At 68.7% G+C, this 16250-nt stretch carries 12 protein-coding genes; all 12 read left to right on the top strand.

The genetic code is table 11. The features are described from left to right. Positions 1–165 precede the first annotated feature (165 nt). The 12 genes from ACQEVJ_RS34475 to ACQEVJ_RS34420 all read left to right on the top strand — a co-directional run bounded on the left by ACQEVJ_RS34475 (position 166) and on the right by ACQEVJ_RS34420 (position 16185). Positions 166–3591, top strand: coding sequence for a nitrate- and nitrite sensing domain-containing protein (locus tag ACQEVJ_RS34475; RefSeq protein ID WP_433108433.1), 3426 nt, complete (start codon positions 166–168; stop codon positions 3589–3591). Continuing rightward, positions 3588–4007 (top strand): roadblock/LC7 domain-containing protein, encoded by a 420-nt coding sequence (locus ACQEVJ_RS34470; RefSeq protein ID WP_433108431.1) that lies wholly within the window; start codon positions 3588–3590, stop codon positions 4005–4007. Before ACQEVJ_RS34475 ends, ACQEVJ_RS34470 begins: the two co-directional genes overlap by 4 nt. A 15-nt stretch (positions 4008–4022) precedes the next feature. Continuing rightward, a complete protein-coding gene (locus tag ACQEVJ_RS34465; protein WP_433108429.1) occupies positions 4023–4382 on the top strand; it encodes a DUF742 domain-containing protein in 360 nt (119 codons plus the stop codon). A gap of 28 nt (positions 4383–4410) precedes the next feature. Then, positions 4411–4950 carry a GTP-binding protein gene (locus ACQEVJ_RS34460; protein ID WP_433108427.1) on the top strand — a complete coding sequence of 180 codons (540 nt, stop codon included), beginning with the start codon at positions 4411–4413 and terminating at the stop codon, positions 4948–4950. Between the two features lie 372 nt (positions 4951–5322). Beyond that, positions 5323–6327, top strand: coding sequence for a polyamine ABC transporter substrate-binding protein (locus ACQEVJ_RS34455; RefSeq protein ID WP_433108425.1), 1005 nt, complete (start codon positions 5323–5325; stop codon positions 6325–6327). A 20-nt stretch (positions 6328–6347) separates the two neighbouring features. Continuing rightward, positions 6348–7622 (top strand): glycosyltransferase, encoded by a 1275-nt coding sequence (locus ACQEVJ_RS34450; protein WP_433108423.1) that lies wholly within the window; start codon positions 6348–6350, stop codon positions 7620–7622. A 269-nt stretch (positions 7623–7891) separates the two neighbouring features. Further along, the gene (locus ACQEVJ_RS34445; protein WP_433108421.1) at positions 7892–11083 is read left to right on the top strand and encodes a nitrate- and nitrite sensing domain-containing protein; all 3192 of its coding nucleotides are present in this window, start codon (positions 7892–7894) and stop codon (positions 11081–11083) included. Next, the gene (locus ACQEVJ_RS34440) at positions 11083–11505 is read left to right on the top strand and encodes a roadblock/LC7 domain-containing protein (RefSeq protein WP_076434898.1); all 423 of its coding nucleotides are present in this window, start codon (positions 11083–11085) and stop codon (positions 11503–11505) included. Before ACQEVJ_RS34445 ends, ACQEVJ_RS34440 begins: the two co-directional genes overlap by 1 nt. A gap of 136 nt (positions 11506–11641) precedes the next feature. Next, entirely contained in the window at positions 11642–12040 is a 399-nt protein-coding gene (locus ACQEVJ_RS34435; RefSeq protein WP_433113141.1) for a DUF742 domain-containing protein, read from the top strand. A gap of 7 nt (positions 12041–12047) precedes the next feature. After that, the gene (locus ACQEVJ_RS34430; protein ID WP_433108419.1) at positions 12048–12605 is read left to right on the top strand and encodes a GTP-binding protein; all 558 of its coding nucleotides are present in this window, start codon (positions 12048–12050) and stop codon (positions 12603–12605) included. A gap of 359 nt (positions 12606–12964) precedes the next feature. Further along, positions 12965–15766: a sensor histidine kinase gene (locus ACQEVJ_RS34425; RefSeq protein ID WP_433108417.1), complete on the top strand. Its 2802-nt coding sequence runs from the start codon at positions 12965–12967 to the stop codon at positions 15764–15766. Next, entirely contained in the window at positions 15763–16185 is a 423-nt protein-coding gene (locus tag ACQEVJ_RS34420; protein ID WP_433108415.1) for a roadblock/LC7 domain-containing protein, read from the top strand. Before ACQEVJ_RS34425 ends, ACQEVJ_RS34420 begins: the two co-directional genes overlap by 4 nt. Positions 16186–16250 lie beyond the last annotated feature (65 nt).

Below are 16250 nucleotides of genomic sequence, written 5' to 3'. Positions count from 1 at the left end.
CGTCGTGACCTTGTGGTCGAATTGTCCCCGCTTATACAGCTGTGTCACTTCATGCTGTCCAGACGCGTGAAGGCAGGCCGAACAATGGCGGGGCCGGTGAGCATGGAGCAGTCGAATACCGATAACCGCAGGCGGCGGAGTCGTCTCTCGCCGCGCAACTGGCGAGTGCCCACACGCCTGACCGCGCTGATCGTCGCCCCCACGATCGTCGCCGTACTCCTCGCCGGTGTCCGCGTCGTGGGCTCGATCGACAGCCTGACGGCCTACCAGCGGACCAGGTCGGCGGCGGAATACTCGGTGCACCTGCGGGATCTGGCCGAGCAGCTTGCTCTCGAACGTGACCTGTTCGTCTGGGGTGGCAACAGCAAGCGCAAGTTCAACATCGACGGGGAGACCGAGGTGACCCGCGCCCAGCAGCGCGCGGCGGTCGACCCCCTTGTCCAGCAGGTGAAGGCCGACCTCAAGAACATCAACGCGGACTACGGTATACGTGCCGTAGAGCAGGCGCAGCAGCTCGCGAGCCGTATCTCGAGCCTCTCGGGGATCCGCGAGAACGGCGCGGCGGAGGACTACAGCGCCGTGATCGCCAACACCCTGCGCCTGCAGGACGAACTGGGCAACAACGACGACAACGCTGCGATCGTGGGCAACCTTCGCGCCCTCGGCGCTCTCGCCCACGCCAAGGAGGAGGCGGCGCTGCAGCGGGCCACCCTCACCCGTGAGCTGCTGGAGCGCAACCAGACCTTCACCACGTTCGAGCTGCAGGACTTCCTGGCCTCCCAGTCGCGCCAGCAGAACTACCTGGCGACGTTCTACACCGAGGCCCCGGCGGCCGAGGCGAGCCGCCTGGTCACCCTCCTCGGCGACAGGGACGTGGTCAACAGCGAGCTGACCAAGTCGTGGGCACTCACGCTCGGCCTGCAGAACCAGTCCCTCAGCCGCTACCGGGGCAGGGACAGGGCGGAACAGTGGTTCCAGGACAGCACGAAGGCGATCGAGCAGATGGCGGCCGTCGAGGGCCGCGTGTCCGAGCTGGTGCAGAACCGCGCCCGCGACCTGCAGTCGGCCGAGCAGCGCAACGCCCTCATCGCCGGCGGCCTGATCCTCGCACTCCTCGTGCTCGTGCTCGCCACGACCGTGCTCATCGCGCGGTCGATGGTCCGGCCGCTGCGCCGCCTGCGGGCGGAGGCGCTCGACATCGCCGGGCGGAGGCTGCCGGACATCGTGCAGCAGATGCGCGAGTCCGAGGACCCCGGGCGCGAGTCCCACGTGCAGCCGATCGCGGTCGACAGCACCGACGAGATCGGCGAGGTGGCGCAGGCCTTCGACGAGGTCCACACGCAGGCCGTGCGCCTGGCCGCGGAGGAGTCCCGCCTGCGCGCGAACGTCAACGCGATGTTCGTGAACCTTTCACGGCGCACGCAGACGCTGGTGGAGCGGCAGATCTCGCTGATCGACGGCCTGGAGCGGGGCGAGGAGGACGGCCGGCGCCTGGCCGACCTGTTCAAGCTGGACCACCTGGCCACGCGCATGCGCCGCAACAGTGAGAACCTCCTGGTCCTGGCCGGTCACGAGCCGCCGCGCAAGCGGAGCCAGCCCGCCCGGCTGGTCGACGTGGTCCGCGCCTCGCTGTCGGAGGTCGAGGACTACGAGCGGGTCGTCGTCCGGATCCCGCGTACGATCGCGATCGCCGGGCACGCCGCCAACGACGTCGTCCACCTGCTGGCCGAGCTGGTCGAGAACGCCATCGCCTTCTCGCCGCGCAACACCAAGGTCGTCGTCTCCAGCAGCCCCGTCGAGGGCGGCGCCGTGATGCTCGGCGTCACCGACGCGGGCATCGGCATGTCGCCGGAGGAGCTCGCGGAGATCAACCGCCGTCTCGCAGAGCCGCCCACGATCGACGTCTCGGTGTCCCGCCGGATGGGCCTGTTCGTGGTCGGCCGCCTCGCGCTGCGCCACGGCATCCGGGTGCAGCTGCGCCGGGGCGACGGCGCGGGCGTCATCGCGATGGTGCTGTTCCCCGCCCAGCTCATCTCCAACGCCGACCAGCCCGTCATGCCGCGTCCCTCCGTTCCGCCCGGGCAGACGGCGGCAGGACTGCCGGCCCGGCAGGCGTTCGCCGAGCAGAACCCGCTCGGCTCCGCACCGGGGGGTGGTTCGTTCGAACCCTGGAGCTCCGGCAACGGCGCGGCGGGCGGCGGCGCCGGATCGCGCAGGACCCCGGCGACCGGCGAAAGCGGGCCCGGCGGAAGCGGACTCAGCGGAATCGGGGCGGGCGGCAACGGCGCGGGCGGGTTCGCCGCCTTCGGCGCGCCGACGGCGGACGCGCCGCCCGCGGAGAACACGTACGGGGAAAGCACGTTCACCGAGCACTCGGGGCCGCATTCGATGCCGGGCCTGCCCAGGAGGGCGCCGGACGGCGACACCCGCCGCCCGGCGTTCGGCGAGCAGTCCGAGTCGTCGTGGCCACCGGCGCACGCCGGGCCCTCGGCGTATCCACAGAGCGGATCACAGGGCGGATCACAGGGCGGATCACAGGGCGGATCACAGGGCGGATCACAGGGCGGATCACAGGGCGGATCACAGGGCGGATCACAGGGCGGATCACAGGGCGGATCACAGGGCGGAGCCGCGAGCGGGAGCGGCGACGACCGCTCGGAGCACTCGTGGCCGTCGCTGCCCACCGGGCCGACGGAACTCCCGCAGCGGGGCGCGTCCACCGGCCCCACGGCGTTCTCCCCGTCGAGCACGGGGCCGACCGCGTTCTCGCCGTCGGACACCGGGCCGACGGCGTTCTCCCCGTCGAGCACTGGGCCGACCGCGTTCCCGCAGCCGGCTTCCCCGTCGAGCACGGGGCCGACGGCGTTCTCCCCGTCGAGCACTGGGCCGACCGCGTTCCCGCAGCCGGCTTCCCCGTCGAGCACGGGGCCGACGGCGTTCTCCCCGTCGAGCACCGGGCCGACCGCGTTCTCACCCCCGACGGGGAGCACGCCGGCGTCCGTCGGCGGATCCAGGGCCTTCGGGGCCTTCGGGGCCGAGGAGCCGGTGTCGTCGACCGGGCCGCTGCCGTCGGTGGAGGAGTCGACGCTGGAGCAGGGCGAGGAGTTCCTGCCGATCTTCGCCTCGGTCGAGTCGGCGTGGTTCCGGCGCCCCTCCAACACCGGCCCGCAGGCCGCGCCCGCGGCGCGGACCGGCGCGGAGGAGGACGCGGAGAAGGTTGCGGAGGCACCGGGCGAGAGCACCGGGGAGATCGCGAGGGTGCCCGGTTCCGCCCCCGCCCCGCAGGCGCAGGGCGGAAACCCCGGCGGGTGGCGATCCCGGGCCGACAGCGGCTTCCAGGCCGCGGCGAGCGCCCGGGACCCCCTGCTGGGCGGTGTGACCGCGGCGGGCTTGCCGAAGCGCACGCCGAAGGCCAACCTGGTGCCCGGCTCGGTTGGCGCGGACGCCCCCGCCGCCGCCCCGCGCCCCCCGGTCTCGGCCGAGGCGGTGCGCAACCGCCTGTCCAGCTTCCAGCAGGGTGTAAGGCGAGGCCGGGCCCAGGCGGCCGGAGGTCTCGCCGAAGGGTCGGGTAAGGAGGAGGAGGGCTCGTGAATGAGCTGAGCGTGGAAGCACGCAGGTTCGACTGGCTGATCACCGAGTTCGTCGGCAGCACGCCTGGCGTGGCGCACGCGGTGGTGGTGTCGTCGGACGGCCTGCGGCTGGCCCAATCGGACGGCTTTCCGCCTGACCGCGCCGACCAGCTCGCGGCGGTCGCCGCCGGCCTGCTCAGCCTCACCGCCGGCGCCGCGCGGGTGTTCGAGGGAGGCGCGGTGACGCAGACCGTCGTCGAGATGCAGCGGGGACTGCTGCTCGTGATGGCGATCAGCGACGGCTCCTGCCTCGCCGTGCTCGCCTCGCCGGCGTGCGACATGGGCCTGGTGGCCTACCAGATGACCCTGCTCGTCGAGCGGGCGGGTCAGGTGCTCACCCCGGCGCTGCGCGCCGAGCTGCAGACGTCGCGGCGATGACCATGGGAGAGGGCCATGCGTGATCGTGACGGGACAGAGGAAGAGCCTCTGTTCCGTCCGTACACCGTCACCGGTGGCCGATCCGAGCCGCGTTACCACATGGCGATGGAAACCCTCGTATCATCGGTGACCTTGAAGAGCAATGACTATTCCCTGCTCAGCCCTGAGCAGGAATCGATCATGATGCTATGTCGTTCCGTACGATCGGTCGCGGAGATCTCGGCACTGCTCCGAGTCCCGCTCGGCGTGGCCCGTGTGCTCATCGCCGACATGGCCGACGAGGGTCTGGTCCGCCTGCACATGCCGCAGCTGAACCAGGGACAGCCAGACCTCAACCTGCTCGAAAGGGTGCTCAGTGGACTACGCAGGCTCTAGCCGTGGTCTTACCTCGACGAAGATCGTCGTGGCGGGTGGGTTCGGCGTCGGGAAGACGACCTTCGTCGGTGCCGTCTCCGAGATCCTGCCGCTCACGACCGAGGCCGTGATGACCGACGCCAGCGCGGGCATCGACGACCTGGGACTCACGCCGAACAAGACGACCACGACGGTCGCCATGGACTTCGGCCGGCTCTCGCTCGACCAGGACCTCATCCTCTACCTGTTCGGCACGCCGGGTCAGCACCGCTTCTGGTTCATGTGGGACGATCTCGTCCGCGGTGCCATCGGGGCGGTCGTGCTCGTCGACAGCCGCAGGCTCGCCGACTGCTTCCCGGCGATCGACTACTTCGAGGAGGCCCAGCTTCCCTTCCTGGTCGCGTTGAACGGCTGGGAGGGGCACTTCCTCCACGCGGAGGAGGAGGTTCGTGAGGCGCTGTCGCTGCCTCCGCACGTCCCGGTCGTCCGTACGGACGCGCGCTCGCGGGAAGCCGTCAAGTCCACGCTCGTCAGCCTGGTCGAGTACGTGCTGACCGTGCGCGCCGCCTATGGGGGCCGGGCTTACTAAGGGCCGGGCCTGTGGGATCCCGGCCGTTCGGCGGACGGCCGGGCTGCCGGCGGCTCGACGACGGCGCCCGGTGCGCGGCGAGCCGGCCGAAGATGCCCCGCCCTCCGCGTCGCCGATCTGTGGAGATCTACGCGAGCCTGGGTGTACTGCCAATATCGGGCAACCCATGATCTATGCTGATGTCCACTCCGAAAAGCCCCCTATCCCATTTGACCGCTGCTCGCAGGTTCAGGGATGAATCCGAAGAAAGTTGAGGCCATGCCTCAAAACCGGCATATCCGACATCTGTCCACAGTTTTGGCCGCCGGTCTCGCTCTGACGCTCGCCGGATGCTCTGGCGGCTCAGGGGCGACCGAGGCGGTCCCGGAATCGGTGGCGGCCACGCTCGACCCCAACGCCGACCTCACCAAGCAGAGCCTGACCATCACCATCTGGGACGGATACAGCCCGAAGGACCTGCCGCAGCGGGTGAAGACGAAGCTCGGCTTCGACCTCAAGGTGACGCTCCACGACACCAACGAGGACGCGTTGGCCAAGATCCACAGCAGTGCCGCCAAAGAGATCGACGTCGCCTTCGTGTCGGGGCAGTACGCGCAGGCGCTCAACGAGGCCGGTCTGCTCGAGCCCCTCCACCCCGAGCTCATCCCGAACCTGGCCAACCTCTACCCCGAGGCGGCCAACCTCTCCTACGACAAGGGCAACAAGTTCTCGGTGCCGTACACGTGGGGGACGACCGGGCTGTGCTACCGCGACGACCTGGTGAAGACCCCGCCGACGAGCTGGAACGATCTGCTCAATCCGCCCCCCGCGCTGCGCGGGAAGGTCACGATGATGACCACGGAGCGCTGGCTCGCCCTGCCGGCGCTCAAGTACCTCCGCTACTCCATCAACACGAGCGACGACTCGCAGCTCAAGAAGGCCAAGAGCCTTCTGATCAAGGCGAAGAAGAACCTGCTGGCCTACGACGACACCACGTTCGGCGACCGGCTGAAGTCCGGCGAGGCCGCCATCGTCGAGGCATGGGACGGCTGGTGCCCGACGTCGGAGAAGAACATCAAGTTCGTGGTGCCGAAAGAGGGCAGCGACCTCTGGGCCGACACGATGGTGATCCTGAAGAGCTCCAAGAACAAGGAAGCGGCGCACGCCTTCATCAACTACGTCCTGGACCCGGAGATCCACGGCTGGATGGCCGCGAACATCCTCTACAAGGTCCCCAACAAGGCGGCCATGGACAAGGTCGACCCCGCCTTGCTCGCCCAGAACCCGCCGTTGAAGATGACCCCCGCGGACCTGCTCCAGGGTGAGTCGATCATCGACCTCGGCCAGGACTCGGCGAAGTACACACGCCTGGCGACCGAGGTCGCGGGCAAGCGGTGACATCTCTACAGGGAGTGGACGTGACCGAGCATCGGTTGACGATCTTGTTCATGCCGGAGAGCGCGTACGGGCCGACGAACAACTGCGTGGGGGTCGGCGACGTGCTGCGCCGCCGCGGCCACCGCGTGGTGTTCGCCGCCGAGGCGTCGTGGAAGGGCAAGCTTTCGGCGCTGGGCTTCGAGGAGGATCTGGTCGACCTGGCGCCGCCGGCCGAGGAGGAGCAGGACGCGGGGCAGTTCTGGAAGGACTTCATCCGCGACACGGCGCCGGAGTATCGCAAGAGCACGGCCGAGCAGCTCGAGACGGTGATCAAGCCTATCTGGGAGGCGTTGATCGACGGAGCGCGGTACTGCGAGCCGCAGTTGAAGGCGATCATCGAGCGGGTGCGGCCGGACGTGATCGTGGAGGACAACGTGATCACGTTCCCGGCGTTGATGACGGCGGGAGTGCCGTTCGTGCGGGTCGTGTCGTGCAATCCGCTGGAGGTCAAGGGGCCGGGGGTGGCGCCGCCGTTTTCGGGGCTCGCGGCCGACGGGGCCGGGTGGGTGGAGTTCCGGGCGGAGTACGACCGGACACATCGGGGGCTGTGGGAGGCGTTCAACGCCTGGGTGGTGGAGCAGGGGGCTCCGGCGTTGCCGGAGTTGGAGTTCATCCACGATGGGGACGCCAACCTGTACGTGTATCCGGAGGCCTTGGACTACACCGAGCAGCGGCCGTTGGACGGGTCGTGGACGCGGCTGGACTCGTCGGTGCGGGAGACCGATGGGGAGTTCACCCTGCCCGACATCCCGGGGGAGGGGCGGCTGGTGTACTTCTCCCTCGGCTCGCTGGGCTCCGCGGATGTGGAGTTGATGCGGCGGGTGATCGATGTGCTCGCTCGGACGCCGCATCGCTACATCGTGTCGAAGGGCCCGCTGCATGCTGAGATCGAGCTGGCGCCGAACATGTGGGGCGCGGAGTTCGTGCCGCAGACGAAGATCATCCCGTTGGTTGATCTGGTGATCACCCATGGCGGGAACAACACGACGACGGAAGCGGTGCATTTCGGTAGGCCGATGGTCGTGCTTCCGTTGTTCTGGGATCAGTACGACAACGCGCAGCGGGTGCAGGAGATGGGGTTCGGTGTCCGGTTGGACACCTACGGGTTCGCGGATGAGGAGTTGGCCGAAGCGATCGATCGGCTGCTCAGCGACGACGAGTTGCGGGCCCGGGTAGAGGATGCGGGGCGGGAGATCCGCCGACGGGACGGTCTGCGTCTGGCCGCGGACGTCATCGAGAAGATCGCCGCCAAGTGAGGTGTCCTTTACCGCCGCTGCTGGCCGTATTTAGGACGCATTCCACCAAAATGTACTATTCGCCGATCTGGTAATGGTGTGCTCCAATTGCCATCGCTTCGTGAAATCTCCGACAGCACATGGGTCACGGAAGCCACAGATCGGCAGAACGGCAACAAGGCCGAGAGGTTGCGAAAGCAGTGAGGACGCACGACCAGCAAGATGGTCGAGTTCAGGGAGAGCCGGAGTCCGCGGCTCCGGAGGTCTCGCCGAGTGCGGGCGCCTCGTTTATGCGGCTGGGCAACTGGCGGGTGCGCTCCCGGCTGGTCGCCCTGATCCTGCTGCCGACCGTGGTCGGCGTGCTGTTCGCCGGTGTCCAGCTCACCCAGGCGATCGGTACGGCGTCCGAGTACCGGCGCCTGACCGAGGTGGCCGGCCTCGTCGCCGAGCTCGACGACCTCACGCACAAGGTCGCACGTGAGCGGAACTACACGGCCTGGTACATCGCGGACCACCGCCGGCCGTCCAGGCGCGGCACGGTCACCGAGCAGCAGAGCCAGGTCGACGCGGCCAGCGGCAAGGTGCTGGCCTCGCTGGCCACCCTCGATGCGTCCCAGCCGCTGCGCGTTCGCACCCAGGCGGCCGAGGTCAAAAGATGGCTCCAGGGACTAAAAGGTCTGCGGAAGCTGATCGATGACAGCGAGGTGGCGCCGCGAGCCGCGCTCGGCATGTACACCCGAATGATCGCGGCCCTCTCGTCGCTGCACGAGGACGTGGGGACCACCAGCAACGACGAACGACTCTTCGCCGACAGTCTCGCGCTCGACGCCCTGAACAAGGCGAAGGAGGAGCAGTCCAGGCAGCAGGGCATCCTCACGGTCGCGCTCGTCGAAGGCAAGCTCGACTACGACGACCTCGCGGACTTCCTCGGATCCGGGAAGACCCAGGACACCCAGCTCGCCAGCTTCCAGGCCGAGGCGTCTGCTTCCGATGCCCAGTTCTACAAGCAGACCGTGCGCGGCCTGCAGGTCGAGAAGGCCGACTCCCTCCGAGCCGGGGCGCTGGCCCAGCTGCGCGAGTACCGGGCGATCCGGGACCTCGACCGGACCAATCCGGGCAACGACGTCCGCCTGTGGTTCGACACCACGGGCACGGAGATCGACCGGATGCGGAAGGTCGAGGAGCGGATCGCCGGTTCCGTGGTCGCCCAGGCCCAGGCACTGGAGGCAGCCGAGCGGCAACGGGCCATCGTCTCCGGTGTCGCCATCCTGGCGCTGCTGGTCGTGGTCCTCCTGATCACCGCCGTCGTCGCCAGCTCGCTCACCCGGCCCCTGCGGCGCCTGCGCAGCGAGGCGCTGGAGATCGCCGGTCACCGGCTGCCGGACACCGTCCAGCGGTTGCGCGATTCCGGTGAGATGTCGGAAACGACCAATATCCAGCCCATCGGTGTCACGTCTAAGGACGAGATTGGTGAGGTGGCGCGGGCGTTTGATGAGGTGCATCGCGAGGCCGTGCGGCTGGCGGGTGACGAGGCCCGGTTGCGCAGCAATGTCAACGCGATGTTCGTGAACTTGTCGCGGCGTACGCAGACGCTGGTGGAGCGGCAGCTTTCGCTGATTGATGGGCTGGAGCAGGGTGAGCAGGACGAGCAGCGGCTCGGCAACCTGTTCAAGCTCGACCACCTGGCGACCCGCATGCGTCGTAATAGTGAGAACCTTTTGGTTCTCGCGGGGCAGGAGCCCGCGCGTCGCTGGGGTCAGCCGGTGCCCATTGTCGATGTGGTGCGCGCGTCGTTGTCGGAGGTCGAGAGTTACGAGCGTGTGGATATCCGGGTGCAGGCCGGGGCGTCGGTGGTCGGTCAGTCGGTCAACGACGTCGTCCACCTCGTGGCGGAGCTGGTGGAGAATGCCATTTCCTTCTCGCCTCGTGACACCAAGGTCACGGTGTCGAGCAATCGTATCGATGGCGGCGGTTTGATCATTTCGGTCAGTGACCAGGGCATCGGTATGACGCCTGAGGAGCTGGCTCAGACCAACTATCGGCTGGCCAACCCGCCGGTCGTGGATGTGTCGGTGTCCCGCCGCATGGGCCTGTTCGTGGTCGGCCGCCTGGCTCTGCGTCATGGCATCCGTGTGCAGTTGCGCCAGCAGGACGCCGGTGGCCTGACGGCGATGGTGTTGTTGCCTGAGGCGCTGCTGGCCAATGCCGGTGCGGGGTTCCCCGGTGTGCCGGGGATGCCGCAGCCTGAGCTGACCAGTCCGATGCCGGCGGTTGGGACCGGGCCGCAGTTCGGGGCGTCGGTGTTCGGTGGTGCGCCGGCCTTGGCCAGTCCGACGCCGTTTGAGAATCCGCCGCGTACTCCGGTGTTCGGCGCGGACGCGCCCGGCGTGGGCACTCCCGGCGCTGATCCCTTCGAGCGTGGGCCGTTCGAGTCCTTCCCGCGGGAGACCGTGGACTTCGACCCCGACCCGTTCGCCCGCAACCCCTTCGAGCCGCCGCCGGGCCGGAGCGCCGGCGGCGACCCGTTCGCGCGCGACCCGTTTGAGACGGGCGGTGCGGGACGGCCGGGCGAGTCCGATCCCTTCGCCCGCAACCCCTTCGACACCGGCGGCTTCGGCCAGGGCGCGGCAGGACTGGGCGCGACAGGACAGGGAGCGACAGGACAGGGCGCGACAGGACAGGGCGGGCAGTCCGATCCGTTCGCTCGCAGCCCGTTCGAGTCCGGGCCGTTCGACCGGGCGGCCTTCGACAAGACGCCGTTCGAGACCACGAACTTCGACTCGGGACCGTTCGAGTCCAGCCCCTTCGACACCAACCCCTTCAGCCGGGGCCATGTCGGCGAGGCTCCGGTGGACACGCCCTGGCCCGGTCACCTGCCTCCTCCGGGGGGTGGCTCCTGGCCCGGCACCCCGCAGGACGGCGGCGCCGGCTGGCCCGGGCGGACCGGCCGCGGCGCCTTCGAAGGCGATGACAACACGGGCCCGTTGCCGGTGGTGCGGAGTTCGCCGCTGGAGTCGGGGGAGGAGTTCCTGCCGATCTTCGCCGCGGTCGAGTCGGACTGGTTCAAGAAGGTCGACGTCCCGGCGGACAAGAGCGACTCCGACGGCGAGACCGGTGCGGACATCAAGACGACTTGGTCGTCTCCGGCGGATGCCGGTTGGCAGGCGGCCAGGGCGGCCAGTGAGCCGGCCCTGGGCGGGGTGACCTCCTCGGGTCTGCCGAAGCGGGTGCCCAAGGCCAACCTGGTGCCAGGTTCGGCCACGGCTCCCGCTCCCTCCGCGGAGCCCGCCGCGGCGGCTTCCCCGCCGTCGCCCCCGCCCGTGCTCTCGCCCGAGCGGGTGCGCAGCAGGCTCTCCAGCTTTCAGCAGGGCGTACGGCAGGGCCGGGCGGTCGCTCGCGGGGAGGCCGGGGAGGGTCAGGGATACCCCGGGGCGGCGGCTTTGGGCATGCCCGATGCCCAGGACAGTGAGAAGGAGGACTGATGAGGGAAATGAGTCAGGCCGCACGCGGCATCAACTGGTTGATCACGGACTTCGTGAACAACGTGCCGGGTGTGGCGCACACCGTGGTGGTGTCGGCGGACGGGTTGCCTCTGGCGTTCTCGGACGGGTTTCCCAAGGACCGGGCGGATCAGCTGGCGGCGGTGGCGGCTGGGTTGATCAGTCTGACGCAGGGTGCGTCGCGGGTGTTCGAGGGTGGCCCGGTGACGCAGACGGTGGTGGAGATGCAGCGGGGGTTGTTGCTGATCATGTCGATCAGTGACGGGTCCTGTCTTGCGGTGTTGGCGGCGGCCGATTCCGATCTGGGTCTGGTGGCCTATCAGATGACGTTGCTGGTGGAGCGGGCGGGTCAGGTGCTGACGCCCGCGGTCCGCGCCGAACTCCAGGCCTCCCACCCGAGATGATGAGCGGTGAGAAACAGGACGGGCGAGAAGGTTTGAGGCGAGGCGGCCACGGCGTCGCCGAGGTCCGGAGTGAGAGCTAGCAGGTCAGGAGGACGCTGTGGCAGGCGGCGGCTGGAACAACGAGGCCTATCCGCCGGTGGACGACTCCCACCGGCGTTACGGCGACGCGAACGCCGCCCCGTCTTCAGGGGCGGGGGAGCGGAGTTCGCTGGTGCGGCCGTACGCGGTGACGGGGGGGCGTACGGCACCGCGCGTGCAGTTGGCGATGGAGGCGCTCGTGTCCTCCGCCACGGTGATGCACCAGGACCTCTCCACGCTCACCCCGGAGCGCCAGGCGATCAGCACGCTGTGCCGTCAGGTGCGGTCGGTGGCTGAGGTGTCGGCGTTGCTGCGGATTCCGCTGGGTGTGGTTCGCGTGGTGATCGCGGACATGGCGGCGGAGGGGCTGGTGCATGTGCATCAGCCGCAGTTGGAGGCTGGTAAGCCGGATCTGAACTTGCTGGAAAGGGTGCTCAGTGGACTTCGCAGGCTCTAGCCGGGGGTTGACCTCGACGAAGATCGTCGTTGCGGGGGGCTTTGGTGTGGGGAAGACGACCTTCGTGGGGGCGGTGTCGGAGATCGTCCCGTTGACGACCGAGGCGGTGATGACCGACGCCTCGGTGGGCGTGGACGATGTGGGGTTGGTGCCGCACAAGACGACCACGACGGTGGCGATGGACTTCGGCCGGGTGTCGCTGGACCGGGAACTGATTTTGTATCTGTTCGGTACGCCGGGTCAGCATCGGTTCTGGTTCATGTGGGACGACCTGGTGAAAGGGGCGATCGGCGCGGTCGTCCTTGTGGATAGCAGGCGACTGGCGGACTGTTTTCCCGCAATTGACTATTTTGAGGAGGCCCGGCTGCCGTTCGTGGTCGCCCTGAACGGCTGGGAGGGGCAATTCATCCACGCGGAGGACGAAATTCGCGAAGCCCTCTCCCTGTCGCCGAACGTGCCCATCGTCCGCACGGACGCCCGGTCCCGCGAGGCGGTGAAGAACACTCTCATCAGCCTGGTGGAGTACGTCCTGACGTTCCGCGCCGCCTACGAGAGGACGCCCTGAAGCCCGTCGGTCGGCAGGAGATGTATTTCATCGGCTTGCCGTAAGGACAGAGTCTGGTAATAAGACGGGCACCGTTCTTGGCTAATTATCCCCATTCAGGAGCTTTCTCCTGCCATTCGCGCAGGATCTTTTGCTTGGCCTCTACGCAATCGGCGTGCTGCAATTACCCTTGCCCGCAGGACGTCTCCGATGTCACGGCAACCACATGAGTGACGAGGCGCTCCCCCCTGGGCGCACGTACGGTGGAGGTTGCGAGGCCCGTGAGGACACAAGACCCCAGGCCCGATGAGAGCCCCGGGACCGGGGTTCCCGAGCGGAGGCCTGAAGAAGGAAGCCGATTCCTCCTGCGCAATTGGCGTGTGCGCTCCAGGCTCGTGGCGCTGATCCTCATCCCGACACTGGCGGCGCTGCTGCTGGGCGGCCTGCGGGTCGTCACCTCGGTCAACACGGCGTCCGAATACCAGCAGACCAGCGACCTGGCGCGGCTCGTGGACAAGGTCGCGGGCCTCACCCACGAGCTGCAGTCGGAACGCGACCTGGCCGCCTGGAACGCGACGCGCGGCCACGCGGCGAAGGCGACCGCCGCAGTCAAGGCGCAGACCCTTCTCACCGACAAGGCGGCCACCGCCGTCCGGGACCTGGCGAACGAGGTCAGGACGAAGGTGAGCAGCCGCACCTCCGACGAGATCGACCACATCATGGGCAAGCTCGACGGCGTGGAGGTTCTGCGGAGCCAGGCCATGCAGGGGAACCAGGCCATGCAGGGGAACCTGCAGCCGAGCGCCGTGATCGGCCAGTACACCCTCGTCATCGACACCCTGCTGGCCCTGCAGGACGAGCTGGCCAAGAGCACGCAGGACGACCGGCTCGCCGCCTCGTCCGTCACGCTGGCCGCGCTCGCCCGCGCGAAGGAGAACGCCTCCGTGCAGCGCGGCCTGCTGACCACGGTGCTGCCCGTCACCCGCTTCGAACAGACCCAGCTGCAGAACTTCCTCGGCGCCGTGTCCGCCGAGGAGAGCGAGCTGCGCGCCTTCCGCAAGAGCGCCACCGCCGAGGAGCGCGCCGACTACGACAGCACGGTCACAGGCGGCAAGGTCGACCAGGCCGAGTTCATCCGCACGCTGGTGCTCGACCGCGCCAACGCGGGCTTCCCGCTCAAGGGCTTCGACCTGTCGGTACGTGACGACACCCAACTCTGGTACGACGCGATGTCACAGCCCATCAACCGGATGCGCACCGTCGAGGCCAAGCTGACCTCCTCCATCGTGGCGCGGAGCCAGTCGCTCAAGGACGACGAGCAGCAGCGGGCCATCATCGTGGCCGCCGCCGTCGCCCTCCTGCTGATCGCGGTCCTGCTCGTCACCGCCGTCGTCGCCCGCTCGCTCGTACGCCCGCTGCGGCGCCTGCGCGGCGAAGCGCTGGAGATCGCCGGCAGCCGCCTCCCCGACACGGTGCAGAAGCTGCGGGAGGCCGGCGACGCCGCCGAGGTCCCGCCCATCGCCCCGATTCAGGTGGTGGGCCGCGACGAGATTGGTGAGGTGGCGCGGGCGTTTGATGAGGTGCATCGCGAGGCCGTGCGGCTGGCGGGTGACGAGGCCCGGTTGCGCAGCAATGTGAACGCGATGTTCGTGAACTTGTCGCGGCGTACGCAGACGCTGGTGGAGCGGCAGCTTTCGCTGATTGATGGGCTGGAGCAGGGTGAGCAGGACGAGCAGCGGCTCGGCAACCTGTTCAAGCTCGACCACCTGGCGACCCGCATGCGTCGTAATAGTGAGAACCTTCTGGTTCTCGCGGGGCAGGAGCCCGCGCGTCGCTGGGGTCAGCCGGTGCCCATTGTCGATGTGGTGCGCGCGTCGTTGTCGGAGGTCGAGAGTTACGAGCGTGTGGATATCCGGGTGCAGGCCGGGGCGTCGGTGGTCGGTCAGTCGGTCAACGACGTCGTCCACCTCGTGGCGGAGCTGGTGGAGAATGCCATTTCCTTCTCGCCTCGTGACACCAAGGTCACGGTGTCGAGCAATCGTATCGATGGCGGCGGTTTGATCATTTCGGTCAGTGACCAGGGCATCGGTATGACGCCTGAGGAGCTGGCTCAGACCAACTATCGGCTGGCCAACCCGCCGGTCGTGGATGTGTCGGTGTCCCGCCGCATGGGCCTGTTCGTGGTCGGCCGCCTGGCTCTGCGTCATGGCATCCGTGTGCAGTTGCGCCAGCAGGACGCCGGTGGCCTGACGGCGATGGTGTTGTTGCCTGAGGCGCTGCTGGCCAATGCCGGTGCGGGGTTCCCCGGTGTGCCGGGGATGCCGCAGCCTGAGCTGACCAGTCCGATGCCGGCGGTTGGGACCGGGCCGCAGTTCGGGGCGTCGGTGTTCGGTGGTGCGCCGGCCTTGGCCAGTCCGACGCCGTTTGAGAATCCGCCGCGTACTCCGGTGTTCGGCGCGGACGCGCCCGGCGTGGGCACTCCCGGCGCTGATCCCTTCGAGCGTGGGCCGTTCGAGTCCTTCCCGCGGGAGACCGTGGACTTCGACCCCGACCCGTTCGCCCGTAGCGAGTTTGAGTCCGGGCCGTTCGATTTCAGCCCCTTCGACACCACCCCCGTCAGCCCGGGTCATGTCGGCGAGGCTCCGGTGGACACGCCCTGGCCCGGTCACCTGCCTCCTCCGGGAGGCGGTTCCTGGCCCGGCACCCTGCAGGGTGACGACAACACGGGCCCGTTGCCGGTGGTGCGGAGTTCGCCGCTGGAGTCGGGGGAGGAGTTCCTGCCGATCTTCGCCGCGGTCGAGTCGGACTGGTTCAAGAAGGTCGACGTCCCGGCGGACAAGAGCGACTCCGACGGCGAGACCGGTGCGGACATCAAGACGACTTGGTCGTCTCCGGCGGATGCCGGTTGGCAGGCGGCCAGGGCGGCCAGTGAGCCGGCCCTGGGCGGGGTGACCTCCTCGGGTCTGCCGAAGCGGGTGCCCAAGGCCAACCTGGTGCCCGGTTCGGCCGACGCGGCCGCGGCGCCGGCGGCGCCCGCACCTTCGCCGCCGCTCCTGTCGCCCGACCGGGCCCGCAGTCGGCTGGCGAGCCTGCAGCAGGGCGTACGGCAGGGCCGGGCGGTGGCTCGGGGCGAACTGAGTGAGGACGAGGGCTATCCGACCGCGAAAGGGGACGGCGCATGAGTGAGTTGAGCCAGGGCGCACGCGGCCTGAACTGGTTGATCACGGACTTCGTGAACAACGTGCCGGGTGTGGCGCACACCGTGGTGGTGTCGGCGGACGGGTTGCCTCTGGCGTTCTCGGACGGGTTTCCCAAGGACCGGGCGGATCAGCTGGCGGCGGTGGCGGCTGGGTTGATCAGTCTGACGCAGGGCGCGTCGCGGGTGTTCGAGGGTGGCCCGGTGACGCAGACGGTGGTGGAGATGCAGCGGGGGTTGTTGCTGATCATGTCGATCAGTGACGGGTCCTGTCTTGCGGTGCTGGCGGCGGCCGATTCCGATCTGGGTCTGGTGGCCTATCAGATGACGTTGCTGGTGGAGCGGGCGGGTCAGGTGCTGACGCCCGCGGTCCGCGCCGAGCTCCAGGCATCTCACCCGCGGTGACGGAAGACTCCGCGAAGTGAGGCACGCGGTGGAGGACAGATCGGGGAACACGCCCTGAGCGGGGC

Source organism: Microbispora sp. CA-102843, assembly GCF_050936215.1.
GTDB lineage: Bacteria > Actinomycetota > Actinomycetes > Streptosporangiales > Streptosporangiaceae > Microbispora.
This window is presented reverse-complemented; position numbering and strand designations above follow the sequence as displayed.